The organism is Streptodolium elevatio (genome assembly GCF_040649515.1).
GTDB lineage: Bacteria > Actinomycetota > Actinomycetes > Streptomycetales > Streptomycetaceae > Yinghuangia > Yinghuangia elevatio.
The window spans coordinates 1-18,900 of the sequence record NZ_JBEZFP010000035.1 but is presented as its reverse complement, the minus strand read 5'-3'; the positions used below and the strand labels follow the sequence as shown (position 1 = coordinate 18,900).

Annotated in this window: 14 protein-coding genes; 6 read left to right on the top strand and 8 right to left on the bottom strand. The window is 71.1% G+C overall.

Features of this window, described 5'->3' with window-relative positions; genetic code table 11:
• Positions 1-214 precede the first annotated feature (214 nt).
• From AB0C36_RS16000 to AB0C36_RS15990, 3 genes are all read left to right on the top strand, one after another.
• Positions 215-559 carry a VOC family protein gene (locus AB0C36_RS16000; protein ID WP_358354176.1) on the top strand — a complete coding sequence of 115 codons (345 nt, stop codon included), beginning with the start codon at positions 215-217 and terminating at the stop codon, positions 557-559.
• A 1,264-nt stretch (positions 560-1,823) separates the two neighbouring features.
• On the top strand, positions 1,824-2,672 hold the full coding sequence (locus AB0C36_RS15995) for a helix-turn-helix domain-containing protein (protein ID WP_358354174.1): 849 nt from the start codon (positions 1,824-1,826) through the stop codon (positions 2,670-2,672).
• A 41-nt stretch (positions 2,673-2,713) separates the two neighbouring features.
• Positions 2,714-3,466 (top strand): hypothetical protein, encoded by a 753-nt coding sequence (locus AB0C36_RS15990; RefSeq protein WP_358354173.1) that lies wholly within the window; start codon positions 2,714-2,716, stop codon positions 3,464-3,466.
• A 21-nt stretch (positions 3,467-3,487) separates the two neighbouring features.
• Here AB0C36_RS15990 and AB0C36_RS15985 read toward each other — a convergent pair whose 3' ends face one another.
• From AB0C36_RS15985 to AB0C36_RS15970, 4 genes are all read right to left on the bottom strand, one after another.
• Positions 3,488-5,926, bottom strand: coding sequence for an HAD-IC family P-type ATPase (locus tag AB0C36_RS15985; RefSeq protein WP_358354171.1), 2,439 nt, complete (start codon positions 5,924-5,926; stop codon positions 3,488-3,490).
• Between the two features lie 167 nt (positions 5,927-6,093).
• Positions 6,094-7,455 carry a M16 family metallopeptidase gene (locus AB0C36_RS15980; protein ID WP_358354168.1) on the bottom strand — a complete coding sequence of 454 codons (1,362 nt, stop codon included), beginning with the start codon at positions 7,453-7,455 and terminating at the stop codon, positions 6,094-6,096.
• The gene (locus AB0C36_RS15975; protein ID WP_358354165.1) at positions 7,455-8,795 is read right to left on the bottom strand and encodes a M16 family metallopeptidase; all 1,341 of its coding nucleotides are present in this window, start codon (positions 8,793-8,795) and stop codon (positions 7,455-7,457) included. The genes AB0C36_RS15980 and AB0C36_RS15975 overlap by 1 nt, the downstream gene beginning before the upstream one ends.
• Positions 8,796-8,962: 167 nt before the next feature.
• Complete coding sequence (locus AB0C36_RS15970) at positions 8,963-9,208, bottom strand: DUF2630 family protein (protein ID WP_358354162.1); 246 nt, start codon at positions 9,206-9,208, stop codon at positions 8,963-8,965.
• Between the two features lie 200 nt (positions 9,209-9,408).
• On the opposite strand from AB0C36_RS15970, the gene AB0C36_RS15965 reads away from it, so the two are divergent.
• On the top strand, positions 9,409-11,874 hold the full coding sequence (locus tag AB0C36_RS15965) for a DNA gyrase/topoisomerase IV subunit A (RefSeq protein ID WP_358354160.1): 2,466 nt from the start codon (positions 9,409-9,411) through the stop codon (positions 11,872-11,874).
• A gap of 107 nt (positions 11,875-11,981) precedes the next feature.
• Here the strand turns inward: AB0C36_RS15965 and AB0C36_RS15960 are convergent, their stop codons facing one another.
• Entirely contained in the window at positions 11,982-12,449 is a 468-nt protein-coding gene (locus AB0C36_RS15960; RefSeq protein ID WP_358354158.1) for a phosphohydrolase, read from the bottom strand.
• Between the two features lie 173 nt (positions 12,450-12,622).
• Between AB0C36_RS15960 and AB0C36_RS15955 the strand changes: the two genes are divergently transcribed.
• Positions 12,623-13,528 (top strand): ferredoxin family protein, encoded by a 906-nt coding sequence (locus AB0C36_RS15955; protein ID WP_358354156.1) that lies wholly within the window; start codon positions 12,623-12,625, stop codon positions 13,526-13,528.
• 89 nt (positions 13,529-13,617) lie between these two features.
• On the opposite strand, the gene AB0C36_RS15950 is transcribed toward AB0C36_RS15955, so the two are convergent.
• The 3 genes from AB0C36_RS15950 to AB0C36_RS15940 all read right to left on the bottom strand — a co-directional run bounded on the left by AB0C36_RS15950 (position 13,618) and on the right by AB0C36_RS15940 (position 18,066).
• Positions 13,618-15,192 (bottom strand): monocarboxylic acid transporter, encoded by a 1,575-nt coding sequence (locus tag AB0C36_RS15950; RefSeq protein ID WP_358354277.1) that lies wholly within the window; start codon positions 15,190-15,192, stop codon positions 13,618-13,620.
• Between the two features lie 44 nt (positions 15,193-15,236).
• On the bottom strand, positions 15,237-15,650 hold the full coding sequence (locus AB0C36_RS15945; RefSeq protein WP_358354154.1) for a DUF485 domain-containing protein: 414 nt from the start codon (positions 15,648-15,650) through the stop codon (positions 15,237-15,239).
• 304 nt (positions 15,651-15,954) lie between these two features.
• Positions 15,955-18,066 (bottom strand): DNA gyrase/topoisomerase IV subunit B, encoded by a 2,112-nt coding sequence (locus tag AB0C36_RS15940; protein WP_358354274.1) that lies wholly within the window; start codon positions 18,064-18,066, stop codon positions 15,955-15,957.
• A 433-nt stretch (positions 18,067-18,499) separates the two neighbouring features.
• On the opposite strand from AB0C36_RS15940, the gene AB0C36_RS15935 reads away from it, so the two are divergent.
• Positions 18,500-18,730 (top strand): DUF7455 domain-containing protein, encoded by a 231-nt coding sequence (locus AB0C36_RS15935; RefSeq protein WP_358354152.1) that lies wholly within the window; start codon positions 18,500-18,502, stop codon positions 18,728-18,730.
• Positions 18,731-18,900: the final 170 nt, after the last annotated feature.

Sequence of the window (18,900 nt, the reverse complement as noted above, 5' to 3'; positions counted from 1 at the left end):
GGTGCCGTGGCGGGGATTTGCGCGTTTCCGGCCCGGGCGGTCGGCGCCGGGAGCCGTGACCGGTGTCACCGCGCGCGACCGGCCCGCCACCCCCCGGGATCTGATAGACCATCAGATGATCCCGATCGGCTCCCGATCGGCCGTGTGCCCCGATGTACGCCTGTCGCACCCGGTGGCGCACTGCCCCCGACCACGTATCCCGCTGGAGGTCGTCATGTCCGCACAGGGCCTGTCCGCCGCGTTCCCCGTCGCCGACATGACCGCCGCGGTCGCGTTCATGAGCGCGGTGCTCGGCACCGAGCCGACCTTCGTCGACGGCGACCGCTGGGCGCAGTTCGACGTGAACGGCAACCGGATCGCCCTGTCCGGCACCGACCGCGAGGGCGAGGGCGCGTCGGTCATGGTCAAGGTCGCGGACCTGGAGGCGGCGCTGACGCCGCTGCGCGAGGCGGGCTTCAAGGTGGCCGAGCCGGTGCAGGGCCCGCACGAGGTCCGCGCCCAGGTCGTCGGCCCCGACGGCTGGGCCGCCGTCCTCTACCAGCCGGCCCCGCGCGCCTGACCAGGGACGGCCCGGCGCCGAACAACCTGACGGAGCCCCGGAACACGCCACCGCGTGCCCGGGGCTTCCGCACGTGCGGGGTCCGCCCCTCGACGGGCCGGCGGCCGATGCACCCGCCGCTTCGCGCGGCCTCGCGGCCCGACAGGTCCGACCACCGCGCCTGGCCACATCGCCTCCACCGAGGCGGTGTGGCCTCACCGTTTTGACCAGGCCCGCATGATCCGGCCGGGCCGGAGCCCGGTGTCCGAGAGACCGGCGCGCGTTCAGCCGTCACCGCGCCACCCCCCGCTATCGCCACCCAAGACCGACCATCGCGACAAAGGGCAGATTCATCGCCTGTCGATCGCGACATTTTGGCGATTCTCCGTCCAACGGTTCATGCCGTCACGGATAACGATCACATTGCCTTGGGAATTCGACCGGGACACGCCTAATTCGCGGCCCCTCGGGACCGATCATGCGATCACGCTTGATCAACAGGGAAAATCTCGGGCGAGGCGTTGCCTTCCAGCCCCAGATATCCGCTCGGTGGCTCCCACGCGAGTAATCTCTAGCCGTAGTCCCCCGGGATCAGGGCTACCAATCCATTCTCCCGGGGGCTACCCGACCAGCCGGTGTGTCCGAATTCCCACAAACAGAACCCGAGGTCCCAATTGACCAGTCCACCGACCGTTCCGATGTGCTCGGGCCTGCCCGAGCACACCAGGCACAACGCGCCGAGCGTAGATAGGTCACGCCCCACGGCGCCACAGGTCAGTGCTATCACAGGCCCGGACGCACCGGCCGGAAAACGCCGTCGGGCGCGGGCTCCCCGCGTGCCCGTAGCCGGCGTTGTCGACATCGCGTCAGCCCCGCGCTCCGAAGCACGTGGCCCACGCGCCGCCACGAATGGGACCGTGTCCTGCACAGTCGTGGCGGCAACGCGCGGGGCCCGTGGCCTGTCGACATATTCCTGCGCCGGGCGGGACGCGACGCGCGTGGCATTGTCACGAAATTCGAATACGACCATGCCGCGACACGATATTCCGGGGAGCCGCCCTCCGCGAGGCGCCCGGTGACCGTCGAAACACCGGCAGAAATTGCAACGTGTTGCCATTGCGGCACGGAAATCCGAGGTCGCGCCGTTTCGCGCGGGCGCCCGCGGCGGTATTGCGGCGGCGCGTGCCGGAGCGCGGCGTACCGGAAGTCGAGGTCCGCGCAAAGCGACCCGGGGCAGCCCCCCGCGGACGAGTTCACCAGGTGGTTCGGGCCGCAGACATTCCGCATGGTCGCGCACCTCCGGTTCCGGCTCCGCCACGCGACGGGCCCGGATCCGGCGCTGCTGCGCGAAGCGGCCGAGCTCACGGCGCATGTGGAGCGCCTGGTGGAGGCCTGCGTCGTCCGCGCCCGACGCGAGGGCCTGCCCTGGACCGTGGTCGCCAACTCGCTCTCGCTGACTCCCGCCGTGGCCCGCAAGCGCTATGCGGGCGCCGAACGGCGGCTGGGGACCGTCCGCGACCTCCAGGAGGCGGCCGCGGCCCAGGATGCGACCTGGCCCGGCCCGCCCGTCGTCCGTGCGTTCGCCCGCCTCTTGGCGGACATGGTCACGTCGTCCGGGACCGCGCCCCGGGAACTCGCCGCCCGATCCGAGATCTCGCACTCGTACCTCAAGCGGGTGCTCGCCGGGCGCGGCGTCCCCTCGTGGCCCGTCACGCGGCAACTTGCCCTGTCCTGCGGCGCCGATCCGTGGCTGCTGCACCAGACGTGGCTGCGCGCCCGCGCCGAATGGAACAAGCCGAAACGCGCGCGATCCGGCCTCCCGGGCGACAGGTCCCGCAGCCGCGGGTCCGGCCCGGTGGAGCGGTTCTTCGGCGCCATGGCCGAACTGCACGCCGCGGCCGGGGAACCCCCGGCGGCGATCGTCGCCCGGCGGGCCGCGGGCGGCATGAGCACCGAGACCGTGCTGCGCGTCCTGCGCGGGCCACGGCTTCCCCGCCTCCCGCAGACCGAGCTGGTCGTGGCGGCCCTCGGCGGGGACATCGACGAATTCACGAACCGGTGGGCGGCCGCGCGCCTCGCCGAGGACGCCGCGCGCCGTGTCGTACGCGACTCGCGCGACACGACCGCCTCCTGACCCACGCCTCCGGCCTCCGGAGCCTCCGACGGAATCGAGCAATGACAACATCTGCGGACGCGCCGACCGGCGCCCCGTCCACCACCACGACGACGAGTGCGTACTTCGGCTGCAAGTTCGAGCCGGGCCAATTGCCGCGCGTCCTCGACCAGTTCCGGCACTTCGTCGGCCACGGCGCATCGGTGTGCCTCGGCACTCGCCGCAACGGCGAGGAGGTCACCGCACGGAGCCTGCGCGCCCTCCGCACCGAACTCGGCCGCAGGCTGGGCGACCCCGACACGCTGGACAACCTGACCATCACGCTGACCACGGCGGACACCCGGCTCGTCGTCGCCCTCGACCGGTTGTCCGGCGCCACGGTGTCGGTGCGCTGCGCGGACGCGTCCAGGCGCCGCGGAATCCGCGACAACGCCGCCGACGTACTGCGCGCGCACCAGGTCCGCGAAGGCATCCGCCAACCGCTGACGACCTTCCAGCAGGTGAACGTCACCGTCCTCGCGGCCTTCGCCGCCATGATCGTGTCGATCGCCGCGACCGTCTTGTCCGACGGCCTGCTCCCGGCACCCGTGTCGCTCGGCGCGTCGTGCCTGTGCGCGGCGGCCGGCGGACCGGCCGCCTGGCTCAGCGTGCGCCGACACAACGTGCGCGCCGAGACGCGGATCGTCCTCGGCGGCGGGAGCCGCCAGCCGACGACCGACCCGGCCGGCAGATTACGGATCCCGGCGACCGTGATGTCCTTCGCCACCCTGGCGCTCAACCTGAGCGGTGCCGTCGTCCGCCTGATCAGCGCCTAGGCGAGCGCCGCGAGGGACCGCTTATGCCGCGGGGAGACCGGCCGTCGCCTTGGGGGCGGCCGCGTCCTCCACGGCGGGCCAGCGCTTGCCGATCCAGCGCCAGACGATCTCGATGAGCAGGGCCGCGACCACGGCGATGCCGACGGCGGTCCAGGGCATCTCGGTGCCGACCAGCTTGAGGTCGAAGAACTTCTGGAAGGCCGGGACGCTGATCACCAGGGCGAAGCCCAGGGCCATGGTCAGGACGAGCGCGATGCGCCACAGGGTGTAGGGCCGGGCGATGATCGCAAGGACCCACAGGGCGACCAGGAACAGCGTGAGGGTCGCGATCGACGTCTCGGCGCTGCGAGTGGCCTCGGTACCGCCGTAGTAGTCGCGGGCGATGAGGTACGACGTGAAGCACGCCGTACCGGCGATGAACCCGGCCGGCCCCGCCGTGCGCAGCACCCGGTTCACGAAGCCCGGCCTCGCCCGCTCCTTGTTGGGGGCCAGGGCCAGGAAGAACGCGGGCGTGCCGATCGTGAACCAGGCCAGCAGCGTGAGGTGGCGCGGCAGGAACGGGTACGGCACGTTGACGATCACGACGAGGATCGCCAGCAGCACCGCGTACGACGTCTTGGTCAGGAACAGGTTCGAGACGCGCTCGATGTTGCCGATGACGCGGCGGCCCTCCCCCACCACCGACGGCAGCGCCGAGAAGCTGTTGTTGAGCAGCACGATCTGCGCGACACCACGCGCTGCCTCGCTGCCGGAGCCCATCGCGACGCCGATGTCGGCGTCCTTGAGAGCCAGCACGTCGTTGACGCCGTCGCCGGTCATCGCCACGGTGTGGCCGCGCGACTGGAGCGCGCCGACCATGTCGCGCTTCTGCTGCGGGGTCACGCGGCCGAAGACGGTGTTCTTCTCCAGGATGTCGGCCATCGCGTCGCGGTCCTCGGGCAGCGTGCGCGCGTCCACCGGGTGCTCGGCACCGGGGATGCCGAGCTTGGCCGCGACCGCGCCCACCGAGACGGCGTTGTCGCCGGAGATGACCTTGGTGGCCACCCCCTGGGCGGCGAAGTACGCGAGGGTGTCGGCCGCGTCGTGGCGCAGCCGCTGCTCCAGCACGACCAGCGCCGCGGGGTGCCCGTGCAGCGGGTTGTAGGGCGCGGTCAGGTCCTCGACCGGCTCGTCGGTGCGGACCAGCAGCAGGACGCGCAGTCCGTGCGAGCCCAGGTCCTCCGCCTCGGCGAGGATCGGGTCGCCGGGTCGGGCCAGCACCTCGGGCGCGCCCAGCAGCCACGACTGACGCGCGCCGTCGACCACGAACGTCGCACCGGAGTACTTGCGGGCCGAGGAGAACGGGATCGTGGCGTCCTCGGTCCACGTCGAGGGCGCGTCGCACTCCTCGATGATCGCCTGGAGGCTCGCGTTGGGGCGCGGGTCGGTGGTGCCCAGCGCGCCGAGCGCCTCGCGCACCGGCAGCGACGGGTCCAGCGCGCGGACCTCGGTGACGTTCATGCCGCCCTCGGTCAGTGTGCCGGTCTTGTCCAGGCACACGACGTCGACGCGGGCCAGGCCCTCGATCGCGGGCAGCTCCTGCACGAGGCACTGGCGGCGGCCGAGGCGGATGACGCCGACCGCGAAGGCCAGCGAGGTCAGCAGCACCAGACCCTCGGGGACCATCGGCACCACGCCCGCGACCATGCGGCGGATCGCCTCGGGAACGTCGTCGTCGTTGATCCGGTACTGGCTGATGACCAGCGCGATCGCGGCCGGGATCAGGACCCAGGTGACGTACTTGAGGATCGTGCTGATGCCGCCGCGCAGTTCGGACGCGACGAGCGTGAAGCGCGACGCCTCCTCCATGAGCTGGGCGGCGTACGCGTCCTTGCCGACCCGGGTGGCCCGGAACGCACCGGACCCGGCCACCACGAACGACCCGGACATGACCGGGTCGCCGGGCTGCTTGAGCACCGGGTCGGCCTCGCCGGTGAGCAGCGACTCGTCGATCTCCAGGCCCGCCGCCTCGGTGACGATGCCGTCGACCACCGCTTTGTCGCCGGACCCCAGTTCGATGACGTCGTCGAGGACAATCTCGTGCGAGGAGACGCCGACCGCCACGCCGTCGCGGCGCACCCTCGGCTTGGCCTCGCCGATCACCGCCAGCCGGTCCAGGGTCCGCTTGGCGCGCATCTCCTGGATGATGCCGATGCCGGTGTTGGCGATGATGACGAAGCCGAACAGGCCGTCCTGGATCGGTCCGACGACCAGGATGATGACGAAGAGCACGCCGATGATCGCGTTGAACCGGGTGAAGACGTTGGAGCGGACGATCTCGCCGGTCGACCGGCTGGAGCGTACGGGTACGTCGTTCACCGCACCGCGCGCGACGCGTTCGGCGACATCGGCGGCGGACAGTCCGCGCCTGTCGTCGAGCACGCGGCCGGCCACGTCGTCGGTTGTCGTCTCCTGCGTCATGGACCTCACCGTATGCGGCTGGAAAGGGCGGCGTACAAGCCGGGGTTGACGTTCATGCCCGGGTAGCAGAGCGCCTCCGCCGTACGGGCGACGGCGGAGGCGCACCCAAGTCATCCTTGGGGACTACTTTGCCAGGAGTTTGTCCGGAGTGGTCGAGCGGGCCGTGCCTACTCGATCACGGTGACCGGCCCGAGGCCGAGTGCCTCGACCGGCTCACGGATCTGCGACGCGTCGCCGACCAGCACGATCACCAGGCGCTCCGGGTCGAAGCCGGCCACCGCGGCGTCCGAGGCGTCCGCGGTCGCGACCGCACCGAGCCGCGCGTACAGCCCCGGCAGGTAGTCGTCCGGGAGCCGCTGCGCGACGACGTCGGCGAGCGAGTCGGCGACCGAGCGGGACGTCTGGTACTTGAGCGGGGCGACGCCGACGAGGTTCTGCACCGCGGCGTCGCGCTCGTCGTCGGTCAGCCCCTCGGCGGCCAGCGTCTTGAGCACCGCCACCATGTCGGCCAGCGCGGGCCCGGTCACATCCGTCTCGACCGAGCCGGTGATCGCCAGCAGCGCGCCGGAGCGCAGCGACTGGTTGAGCGCGCGGATGCCGTACGTGTAGCCCTTCTCCTCGCGCAGCACCCGGTCCAGCCGCGACGTCAGCGTGCCGCCTAGGCAGTACGTCCCGATGCTGAGCGACGGCCACACCGCGTCGTGCCGGTCCGGGCCGAGACGCCCGGCGAGCACCTGGGTCTGCACGCTGCCGGCGCGGTGCACGATCACCACGCGCGCCGCGTCGTCGGTCCGTGCGGCCGCGACCTCGGTCGGCGGGGCGTCGCTGCCGGTCCACCGGCCGAGCGTGCGGTCGAGGATGCCGTCGAGGTCGACGCCGTCCAGGTCGCCGACCACGACGACGGTCGCCGTGGCGGGGCGCACGTGAGCGGCGAAGAAGTCCGCGACCGCCGCACGGTCGACCCGCGCGACGCTCTCGGCGGTGCCGGCTCGCGGCCGCGAGATACGCGCGGCCGCGTCGAACAACTCGCCGTACAGCGCGATCGCGGCCCGGCGGGCGGGGCTGGCCAGTTCGTGCACGATCTCGTCGAGGCGTTGGCGCACCAGCCGGTCGACCTCGTCGGCCGGGAACGCGGGCGCGCGCACCGCGTCGGCCATCAGGCCGAGCGCGCGCTCCAGGCGGGACGCCGGGACGTCCAGCGCGACCTGCACGCCCGCATGGTCCGCGCCGGCGTCCATCGTGGCGCCGCAGCGCTCCAACTCGGCGGCGAACGTCTCGGCGTCCATCGTGTCGGTGCCCTCGCTCAGCGCGCGGGCCATGATCGTCGCGACGCCGTCGATGCCCTCCGGCTCCGCGTCGAGCGGGGCGTCGAGCAGCAGCTCGACGGCGACGACACGCTGCCCGGGGCGGTGCACGCGCAGTACCGACAGCCCGTTGGCCAGGCGCGTGCGGTCGGGCGCGGGGAAGGTCCAGGACTTCTCCGGACCGGCGCCGGGGCGGGGGTGGAACACCATCGTGGTCTGGGTCATCAGGCGGCCTGCCCCTCGGCGTCGTCGGTGTCGGTGGTGTCGCTGCCGTCGTCGGAGTCCTCGGCAGGCAGCTCGTAGACCAGCACCGCGCGGTTCTCCGGCAGGAGGCGCTCGGCGGCGACCGCGCGGACCTCCTCGCCGGTGATGTCCAGGACCCGGTCCAATGCGCTGAACGCAAGCGACGCGTCGCCGAACAGCGTGGCGTACCGGCACAGTTCGTCGGCGCGGCCGCCGACGGTCGCCATTCGGTCGAGCCAGCCGCGCTCGATCTGCGCCTGCGCCCGCTCCAGTTCGGCCGGCGTCGGGCCCTCGGCGGCGAAGCGCGCCAACTCCTCGTTGACCGCGGCGTCCACCGCCTCGACCTCCGCGTCACCGGACGCCTTCACGTCCAGCAGCGCGACCGACGGCGCGCCGACGAGCCGCATGATGCCGAACCCGGCGTACACTGCCAGTTCGTCGCGGCGCACCAGGCGCGTGTTGAGCCGCGAGCTCTCGCCCTCGCCCAGCACGGTCAGCGCCAGGTCGGCGGCGTCGGCCTCGCGGGCGCCGTCGACGGGCAGCCGGTACGCGGCCATCAGCGAACGCGACGGCACGTCCTCGTACACCGTCTCGCGGACCTCGCTGCCGATCACCGGCGGCAGCGTGCCGTCGGCCGGGACCGGCTTGCCGTCGTGCGCGGGGATCGTGCCGAAGTACTTCTCGACCCAGGCGAGCGTCTGCTCGGGGTCGATGTCGCCGACCACCGCGAGCACCGCGTTGTTGGGCGCGTAGTAGGTGCGGAAGAACTCCCGGCAGTCCTCGAGCGTCGTCGCGTCGAGGTCGGCCATCGAACCGATCGGCATGTGGTGGTACGGGTGCCCGGCCGGGAACGCCATCGCCACCAGGCGCTCCCACGCGGTGCCGTACGGCACGTTGTCGTAGCGCTGGCGGCGCTCGTTCTTCACCACGTCGCGCTGGTTGTCGAGGCTTTCCTGCGTCAGCGCCTCCAGCAGGCCGCCCATGCGGTCCGCCTCCAGCCACAGCGCGAGCTCGACCTGGTGGGCCGGCATGGTCTCGAAGTAGTTGGTGCGCTCGAAGCTCGTGGTGCCGTTGAGCGAGCCGCCCGCCGACTGCACGAACTCGAAGTGCTGGTTGCCGTGCACGTTGGCCGAACCCTGGAACATCAGGTGCTCGAACAGGTGCGCCAACCCGGTGCGGCCGGGCTGTTCGTGCCGCGAACCCACGTCGTACCACAGGCACACGGCGGCCACCGGGTCGATGTGGTCCTCGGACAACACGACCCGCAACCCGTTGGCGAGCCGGTGCTCGGTCGCCGTGAACGTCTCGGCCAGACCAGCCATGCCCCATCAGTCCTCTCCGCCGGCGCCTCGCGGCCCCACACCACGAGCGGCCGCATCGGCGGCCTGCATGCAACCTTACTGACGGAAAGCACCCGACCCGGGGCGGCGAAGCCGGCGTTCGCGGCGGGCGAAGCCGGGAACAAACCGCGCGACTGTCCCGCGACCGCCTACTGCTGGTAGCCCTCGACCTCGCGGGCGGGGCGCACCGCGGCGGCCGCCGGGTCCTCGCGTGCGTCGCGGCGCGCCCGGCGCTGCCGCAGCAAATCCCAGCACTGGTCGAGCTCGACCTCGATGGCGTGCAGCAGTTGCTGCTCCTCCTCGGCCGTGATCTTCCCCTGCGCCAGCTGGTCGCGCAGCGCGTGCTCGGTGTCGACCATCGAGCGGATGCGGTCCAGGATCTGCGGGTCGTCCATGGCAGCCCTCCGTGCCTCGCGTAAGTGCGGCGAACACCGGCCCATTCCCCGTTAGCGTGGCCCTCATACCTCACCCGGCGCGAAGAACGCCCGCAAACCCGGACGATCCCCCGCCCGGCGTCGGGTCGCTGCACTCGCATGTCCTACCGGGGGGACACAATGGGGCGCGTCCGCCCCAAGCCTAAGGAGCCCGCCGCAGTATGGCCCGCCGCAGCACGAAGACGCCTGGCCAGGACCAGCCCGACGACTTCGAGGAACGCATCCTCGACATCGATGTCGTCGACGAGATGCAGGGCTCGTTCCTGGAGTACGCGTACTCGGTCATCTACTCGCGCGCTCTGCCCGACGCACGCGACGGACTCAAGCCGGTCCACCGGCGCATCCTCTACCAGGCCAACGAGATGGGCCTGCGCCCCGACCGCGGCTTCGTGAAGTGCGCGCGCGTCGTGGGCGAAGTCATGGGACGCCTGCACCCGCACGGCGACAGCGCCATCTACGACGCGCTGGTCCGCATGGCCCAGCCGTTCTCGATGCGGCTCCCGATGGTCGACGGCCACGGGAACTTCGGCTCCCTCGGCAACGACGACCCGCCCGCCGCCATGCGGTACACCGAGTGCCGCCTGTCCCCCGCCGCCATGCTCATGGTGGAGTCGATCGACGAGGACACCGTCGACTTCGGCCCCAACTACGACGGCCAGGAGCGCGAACCGCAGGTCCTGCCCGCGTCGTTCCCGAACCTCCTGGTCAACGGCACCTCCGGCATCGCGGTCGGCATGGCGACCAACATGCCGCCGCACAACCTCACCGAGGTCATCGCCGCCGCGCGCGAGCTGATCCGCCGGCCGCACGCCACCCTCGACGACCTCATGAAGCACATCCCCGGCCCGGACCTGCCCACCGGCGGCCGCATCGTCGGGCTCGGCGGCGTACGCGACGCATACGAGACGGGCCGCGGCACGTTCAAGATCCGCGCCACCGCGACGGTCGAGAACGTCACGCCGCGCCGCAAGGGCATCGTCGTCACCGAACTGCCGTACAACGTCGGCCCGGAGAAGGTGATCGCCAAGGTCAAGGAGCTCGTGCAGTCCAAGAAGCTGCAGGGCATCGCGGACCTCAAGGACCTCACCGACCGAGCGCACGGGCTGCGCCTGGTCATCGAGGTCAAGAACGGCTTCAACCCCGAGGCGATCCTCGAACAGCTCTACAAGCTGACGCCGATGGAAGAGACCTTCGGCATCAACAACGTCGCGCTCGTCGACGGGCAGCCGCTCACCCTCGGCCTGCGCGAACTCCTCGAGGTCTACCTCGACCACCGCTTCGAGGTGGTACGCCGGCGCAGCGAGTTCCGGCGCCGCAAGCGCCAGGAGCGCCTGCACCTGGTCGAGGGCCTGCTCGTCGCGCTCATCGACATCGACCGTGTCATCGAGCTGATCCGGGCCAGCGACAACGCCGCGCAGGCCAAGGAACGCCTGATGGAGACGTTCTCGCTCTCCGACATCCAGGCGACCTACATCCTCGACACGCCGCTGCGCCGCCTGACCCGCTTCGACCGCATCGAACTGGAGGCCGAACGCGACAGGCTCCAGGCGGAGATCGACGAGCTGACCGAGATCCTCAACTCGGACCAGCGGCTCCGCAAGATCGTCTCGGACGAACTGGCCGCGGTGGCCAAGAAGTACGGGACGCCGCGGCGCACCGTGCTCCTGGAGTCGGCGGGTTCGCCGACCGCGGCGGTGCCGCTCGAGGTGACGGACGACCCCTGCCACGTGCTGCTGTCGTCGACCGGACTGCTCGCGCGTACCCCCGGGGCCGACCCGCTGGCCACCGAGGGCGCGCGGCACAAGCACGACGTGGTGGTCTCCGGCATCGCCGCGACCGTGCGCGCCGAGATCGGCGTCGTCACGGACACCGGCCGCCTGCTGCGCGTCAACGTCGTCGACCTGCCCTCGCTGCCGCCGAGCAGCGTCGCCCCGAACCTCTCGGGCGGCGCGCCGATCAGCGAGTTCGTCACCCTCGAGGGCGACGAGAAGGTGGTGTGCCTGACCTCCCTCGCGACCGACTCCCCGGGCCTGGCCCTGGGCACGGCCCAGGGCGTCGTCAAGCGCGTCACCCCCGACTACCCCTCGAACAAGGACGAGTTGGAGGTCATCGCGCTCAAGGACGGCGACCGTATCGTGGGCGCCGTCGAGCTGCGCACCGGCGACGAGGACCTCGTCTTCATCACCGACGACGCCCAGCTGCTGCGCTTCCCCGCCTCGCTGGTACGCCCCCAGGGCCGCCCGGCGGGCGGCATGGCCGGCATCAAGCTGGCCGAAGGCCACTCGGTCATCTCGTTCACCGCGGTCGACCCGGGAGCGGACGCCCTCGTGGTCACGGTCGCGGCGTACAGCGGCGACGCGTTGTTCGGCGCCGAGCACGGCACCGCCAAGGTCACCCCGTTCAACGAGTACCCGCGCAAGGGACGCGCCACCGGCGGGGTGCGCTGCCAACGCTTCCTCAAGGGCGAGACCGCGCTGGCCCTGGCCTGGGCAGGCCCTACCCCCCTCCGCGCGGCGAACGCCAACGGCACCCCCGTCGACCTCCCGGAAGTGGACCGCCGCCGGGACGGCTCCGGGTCCCCGCTGGCCAAGCCGGTGGCGGTGGTGGCGGGACCGCCGACGCCCTGACGGACGTACGCGCGACAAGCGGGGGTGGCTGACGAGACGTCAGCCACCCCCGAACCGTTGCGGCCGGCTGCTGCGGGGGCGTGGTGCTCTTGGGGTTGTCGACGCGCTCAGTGCGGGGCGTACTGCTCCAGGAGGGCCACCGAGAGGGCGTACTTGGCACGCAGGCGGGTCTGGGTGACTTCGTCGAGCTGGCCGAGGCGTGCTTCGGAGCAGTTGTCGGCGATGTCGGCACGTTTGACGACGAGGGCGATCGGATCGGCCGCGGCCCGGGCCATGCCGGCCTCAAGCGGTTCGCCCGGCAGTTTGGACAACGCGATCACGGCCGCCACGACAGGGTTCGGACAGCCGGCCCCGTGCAGGTCAGCGGCGGTGACGTCGGTGTCCTCGATGACGTCGTGCAGGACGGCGGCCATCTGGTGCCACTCGCCCTCGGCCTCGACGGCGCGCATGACGCGCAGCGGGTGGGCGATGTACGGCTTGCCGCCCTTGTCGAGTTGGCCCTCGTGCGCCCGGCGGGCGATCGCCACCGCGTCGTCGAGGGCGAAGGCCGGTGTCCCGGACGTCTGGTCTGCCATGCCGGTGCGCTCCCCCGGTCTCGGTTACTGCTCCCAACCGTAGCCCGCCGCGATCATTCCGGCCCGGGCGGAGCGGTTGATCCGTAAAGATCCGGAAATGCCACCGGCAACCGACCGGATACCCGCCCGGCGGCCGCTCCGTCCGAAAAGTTGACCATGTACGGTACACATCCGTGGAGACCTGCTCTGTTCTGTCCAGCACGTACGCCGAGCCGATGGCCGGGACGGCGCCGACCGCGCGCGGCTGGCTCCTGATCGAGCACCCCGGTCCCTGGGCGGCCAAGGCCCTGACCGGCAGCCGGGGCATCGACCCGGAGATCGGCGGCACCGTCGAGCGCCGGGCCGCCGCGGCGGGGTTCCGGGCCACGCTGATCCGGACGCCGGGCCGTACCGCGGACCTGCCGGGCGCGTCCCGCACCGTGTTCCTGGCCTGGACCGAGCCCGGCAACACCTGGATGCGCAGGCTCTCCGTCGACTCCGTCGAGGACCTTCTCGCGCTGGACTTCGCGGCGCTTGCGGGTGCCGCGGAACCGGAGATCGGCGTCCCGTCCGACGAGCCCCTGGTCCTGGTGTGCACCAACGGCAAGCGCGACCGCTGCTGCGCGACGGCCGGGCGCCCGCTCGCCGACGCGTTGGCCGGGCGTGTGCCGGGCTCGGTCTGGGAGGCCACCCACCTGGGCGGCCACCGCTTCGCCCCGACCGCCGTCGTGCTGCCGGACGGGTACGTGTACGGCCGCCTCGACGCGGACGGGGCCGTCGCGGCCCTCGACGCCGCGCGTACCGGCATGATGCTCGTGGCGGGCTGCCGGGGCCGCTCGACGTGGTCGCGGCCCGCCCAGGCGGCGGAGCTCGCGGTGCGCGAGGAGGCGGTCGAGCACACCGCCGACGTCCTGGCCGTCGCCGAGCCGGAGGAGCACGCCGACGGCGTGTGGACCGTACGCGTGGACCACGTGGACGGCCGGACGTGGACCGTCGAGGTGACGGCCCATGCCGAGGAGCCTGAGCGGCCGGAGAGCTGCGGCAAGGGGCTGCTCAACCCGCTGAGCATGCGCCCGCGCCTGGTGATGCCGGCGCACTAGCGTCGCGCGTACCGAGCGCCGCGCACTGCGATGCCCCTGCTGCCTTGCCACGTGCCGCTTTGCCGCGCGCCGCGTGACCTTGCGCCTCGTCAGTACGCGCCGGCGCCGGTCAGGGAACGGACCTCCATCTCCGCGAACTTCGAGTCGTCGGGCTCCTCCTTGGAGCGCAACGTGCCGATCCAGCCCGCCAGGAAGCCGATCGGGATCGAGACGATGCCCGGGTTGGCCAGCGGGAACCAGTGGAAGTCGACGCCCGTCACGAGCGGGTTGGGGCCGCCGGACACGACCGGCGAGAAGATCACCAGGACCACCGACGAGACGAGTCCGCCGTAGATCGCCCACACCGTGCCGCGGGTGTTGAAGCGGCGCCAGAACAGCGTGAACAGGATCGTCGGCAGGTTCGCCGAGGCCGCGACGGCGAACGCCAGTGCGACCAGGAAGGCGACGTTGAGCTTCTGCGCGGTCAGGCTCAGCGCGATGGCGACCGCGCCGATCACGATCGCGGAAAGCCGTGCCGCCGCCAGTTCCTCCTTCTCGCTCGCCCGGCCCTTGTGGATGACCGCGGCGTAGAGGTCGTGCGCGGCGGACGACGAGGACGCCAGCGTCAGCCCCGCGACGACCGCGAGGATCGTCGCGAACGCCACCGCCGCGATCACCGCCAGCAGCACGACGCCGCCGATCGAGTCGCCGCCCCCGCCCAGTTCCTCGGCCAGCAGCGGCAGCGCGGTGTTGCCCGCGGCGTTGGACGACCTGATGGCGTCGGAGCCGAGGATCGCGGCGGCGCCGAAGCCCAGCACGATCGTCATGAGGTAGAACGCGCCGATCAGGCCGATCGCCCACATGACCGACCGGCGCGCGGCCCGCGCGGTGGGCACGGTGTAGAACCGCACCAGGATGTGCGGCAGCCCCGCGGTCCCCAGCACGAGTGCGAGCGCGAGGCTGATGAAGTCGATGCGGCTGGTCAGCGAGCTCCCGTACTGGAGCCCCGGCTGCAGGAACGCCTCGCCGTGCCCGCTGGTCTGGGCCGCGGTGTGCAGCATCGCATTGACGTTTCCGTCGAAGCGCAGCAGCACCAGCACCGTCAGGGTCACCGCGCCGGCCATGAGCAGCGCGGCCTTGACTATCTGGATCCAGGTCGTGCCCTTCATGCCGCCGAACGTCACGTACACGATCATCAGGCCGCCGACGGCGATGATGGTGAGCGTCTGCGCCGAGCCGTTCGCGTCGCCGAGGAGCAGCGCGACCAGCGAGCCCGCGCCGACCATCTGGGCGAGCAGGTAGAAGATCGAGACGACGATCGAGGACGCGCCCGCGGCGGTGCGCACCGGGCGCTGGCTCATACGGAAGGCGAGGACGTCGGCCATCGTGTAGCGGCCGCAGTTGCGGACGAGTTCGGCCACCAGCATCAGGACGACCAGCCAGGCGACCAGGAAGCCGATCGAGTACAGGAACCCGTCGTAGCCCACCAGCGAGATGAGGCCGGCGATGCCCAGGAACGACGCCGCCGACATGTAGTCGCCCGCGATGGCGAGGCCGTTCTGCGCGCCGGAGAACTCGCGCCCGCCCGCGTAGAAGTCGTTGGCCGTACGGCTGTGCCGGCTCGCCCAGATCGTGATGCCGAGCGTGATGGCGACGAACCCGAGGAACAGGCCGACGGTGAGCATGCGGTGGTCGTCCCCGGCCGCCGAGGCCAGGTCGCTCGCGGCGATCACCGGAAGCGCTCCTGGGTGTCCCAGCGCAGGTTCAGCGCGGCGCGGTCGCGCTTGCGCACGGCGTTGCGTGCGTACAGCCACGTGATCAAGAAGGTGGACGCGAACTGGGCGAGCCCGAACGCGAGAGCGACGTTGAACTCGCCGACCAGGCGGCGCGCCATCAGGTCGCGGGCCATGGTGGAGGCGAGGACGTACGCCAGGTACCAGGCCAGGAACAGCGCCGACATGGGGAAGACGAAGTCGCGGTAGCGGCGGCGGATCTCCTGGAACTCGGGGCTCGCCTGCACCTGAAGGTAGACGTCCTCCCGCGTGTCGGGGGTTCGTGCGTGGCGCCCCGTGCGCGCGACCGGGACGGGGCCCCGGTCCTGTGCCCGCCCGTACTCGGAGTCGCGGTACGAACTGGTGGTCACGAAAACTCTCCTCGTCCGGTGGCCTCCCCCGCCGGGTCGTGCGCGTCGCACACTCGGGAGTCGTCGGGGAGGGCCGGACTTCAGCATGGACAGTCGGCGCCCGGCCGGAGCGCGCCCTGCATCCGATTCACACGATCGGATGAAATGCGTGGCGAGATTTGCCGGTTCCCGGCCAGAGCGTGCCAAAGGGCCCGGAACCACGTGGTTCCGGGCCCTGTTTCGGACGTCCGATTCCGATCGTTTCGCCGACCGTTGCCGGTGCGTTGCGCGCCCCCGCCGCCCTTCGGCGACCGGTCCGGGACGCTCAGGTGTCGATGCGCGAACGGTCGAGCAGCGCCGCCGAGTTGGTGATGAACTCCTTGCGGGGCGCCACCTCGTTGCCCATCAGCAGGTCGAAGACGCGCTCGGCGGCCTCGAGGTCGGCGAGGTTGATGCGCCGCAGAGTGCGCCGCCGCGGGTCCATCGTGGTCTCCGCGAGCTGGTCGGCGTCCATCTCGCCGAGGCCCTTGTACCGCTGCACGGGCTCCTTGAAGCGGACTCCCTTGCGCTGGAACTCCAGCAGGGTCTGCTTCATCTCGTTGTCGGAGTACGTGTAGTGGTACTTCTCCTGGCCCTTCTTGGGATTGGAGAGCTCGATGCGGTGCAGCGGCGGGACCGCGGCGAACACGCGGCCCGCCTCGATCATCGGACGCATGTACCGCTGGAACAGCGTGAGCAGCAGCGTGCGGATGTGCGAGCCGTCGACGTCGGCGTCCGCCATGAAGATGATCTTGCCGTAGCGGGCCTGGTCGATGTCGAACGTCCGGCCCGAACCCGCCCCTATGACCTGGATGATCGCCGCGCACTCGGTGTTCTTGAGCATGTCCGAGACGGATGCCTTCTGGACGTTCAGGATTTTGCCGCGGATCGGCAGGAGCGCCTGGTACTCCGAGTCGCGCGCGAGCTTCGCGGTGCCCAGCGCCGAGTCGCCCTCGACGATGAACAGCTCGCTGCGGTCCACGTCGTCGCTGCGGCAGTCGGCCAGCTTGGCCGGCAGGGCCGACGTCTCCAGCGCGGTCTTGCGGCGCTGCGCGTCCTTGTGCTGACGTGCCGCGATCCGGGTGCGCGCGGCGGAGACGGCCTTCTCCAGCACCGCGCGGGCCTGCGCCTTGTGGGCCCGGTTGCTCGTGGTCAGGAACGCCTTGAGCTCGCGCGAGACCACGTTGGTCACGATGCGCGTGGCCGCCGAGGTGCCCAGCACCTCCTTGGTCTGGCCCTCGAACTGCGGCTCCGCGAGCCGCACCGTGACGACCGCCGTGAGCCCCTCCAGGGCGTCGTCCTTGGTGATGTCGTCCTCGGACACCCGCAGCAGCTTGGCGCCGCGCAGCGCGTCGTTGACGGTCTTGCGCAGGGCCTGCTCGAACCCGGCGACGTGGGTGCCGCCCTTGGGCGTCGCGATGATGTTGACGAACGACCGCACCGTGGTGTCGTAGCCGGTGCCCCAGCGCAGTGCCACGTCGACGCCCAGTTCGCGCTGGACCTCGGTGGGCACCATGTGGCCCTGGTCGTCCAGGACGGGCACGGTCTCCTTGAAGGTGCCCTCGCCGCTGATGCGGATAACGTCGCAAATCGGCCGGTCCGGCGCGAGAAATTCGCAGAACTCGCTGATGCCGCCCGAGTAGTGGAACGTCTGCTCGTCGACCGCATCGGAATTTCGCTCATCGCGAACAACGAGGGTCAGTCCGGGGACCAGAAATGCGGTCTGTCGCGCGCGATTGTGCAGCAGTTCGAGGTCCAGCCGGGCTTCCTTGAGGAAGATCTGCCGGTCGGCCCAGTAACGGACCCGCGTGCCGCTGCGGGTGCGCGGGACCTTTCCGACCTTGCGCAGACCGGCGCCCACGGTGAACTTGGCGTCGGGCCCTTCGCCGGTGAACTGGCCCGGCGTACCCCGCCGGAAGCTCACGCTGTGTGTTGCCCCGCTGCGGTCCACCTCGACGTCGAGGCGGGCGGACAGGGCGTTGACGACCGAGGCGCCGACGCCGTGGAGGCCGCCGGAGGCGGCGTACGAACCGCCGCCGAACTTGCCGCCGGCGTGCAGTTTGGTCATCACGACCTCGACGCCGGACATGCCCGTCTTGGGCTCGACGTCGACCGGGATACCCCGCCCGCCGTCGCGTACCTCGACCGATCCGTCGTGGTGAAGTACCACGTCAATGCGGGTGCCGTAGCCGGCGAGCGCCTCGTCGACCGAGTTGTCGATGATCTCCCACAGGCAATGCATGAGGCCGCGGCTGTCGGTGGAGCCGATGTACATGCCGGGCCGTTTGCGTACCGCGTCCAGTCCCTCGAGGACCAGGAGGTGGCGTGCCGTGTAGTTCGAGTGGTCGGGCTCGCCCGCCAGCAGCGCGGTCGACTGCGCAGTCGTCTGGGCGGTCACGCGGTGCAACTCCCCTGAGTCGTTGGGTGCGTCGGGTGTTCCGGTGCAGTTGTCGGCGGCACCGGGGTGCGACCGGGGTTCAACTGCGGCCATCGGGCCTTGTCCCCCGGTGATCACCTGCGCGGCGCCGGAGCACAGGCTACCGGGGCGCGGTGACCGCTCGGCGGCGGCTCGCCGCTAGAGCCTACCCGATGCTCGAACATTCATTCGATCGCGCGATCGAGTGATGGCATGAACCACCGCGCGCCGGGGCACGTCCTTATGCACAGAGACAGACGACACAGACATCCGGGAAGGACGCTCGTACGAACTAAGGGAAAATGGGGTGTGCCCAACCGGGGTCGAACATGACACGATCACCCCCGGGAACGTTCGAGGCTGGTTTGATGTTGTGAACATCGATGCAGTCCTCGTCGAGTAGAGAAGAGGCGACGTGAATTCGGTTCTGACTCCCGCCAGTCCGTTGACGGCCGCCGACCGTTGTGACCGGTGCGGCGCACAGGCATACCTCCGGGTGGTTCTGGCCAGCGGCGGAGAGCTGCTGTTCTGTGCTCACCACGCACGCAAGTTCGAGCCCGAGCTGCGCAAGGTCGCCGTCGAAATACAGGATGAGACCGACCGCTTGACGGCGCCTCGGGCCACCGTGGCCGAAGACGAGCGCTGACCCTGAGACAACACCCCTTCGACAACCCGACGAGACCCGATACGTGCGTCCCCTGAGGATCGCAGCGGTGGGGGGGCGGGCCCCGGGGCGCCCCCCGGGGGGGGGGGGGTCTGTAGGGGGGACACCAGAGAAACCCGCACCCGGATAACGATATTGTTTTTGGTGGGGGT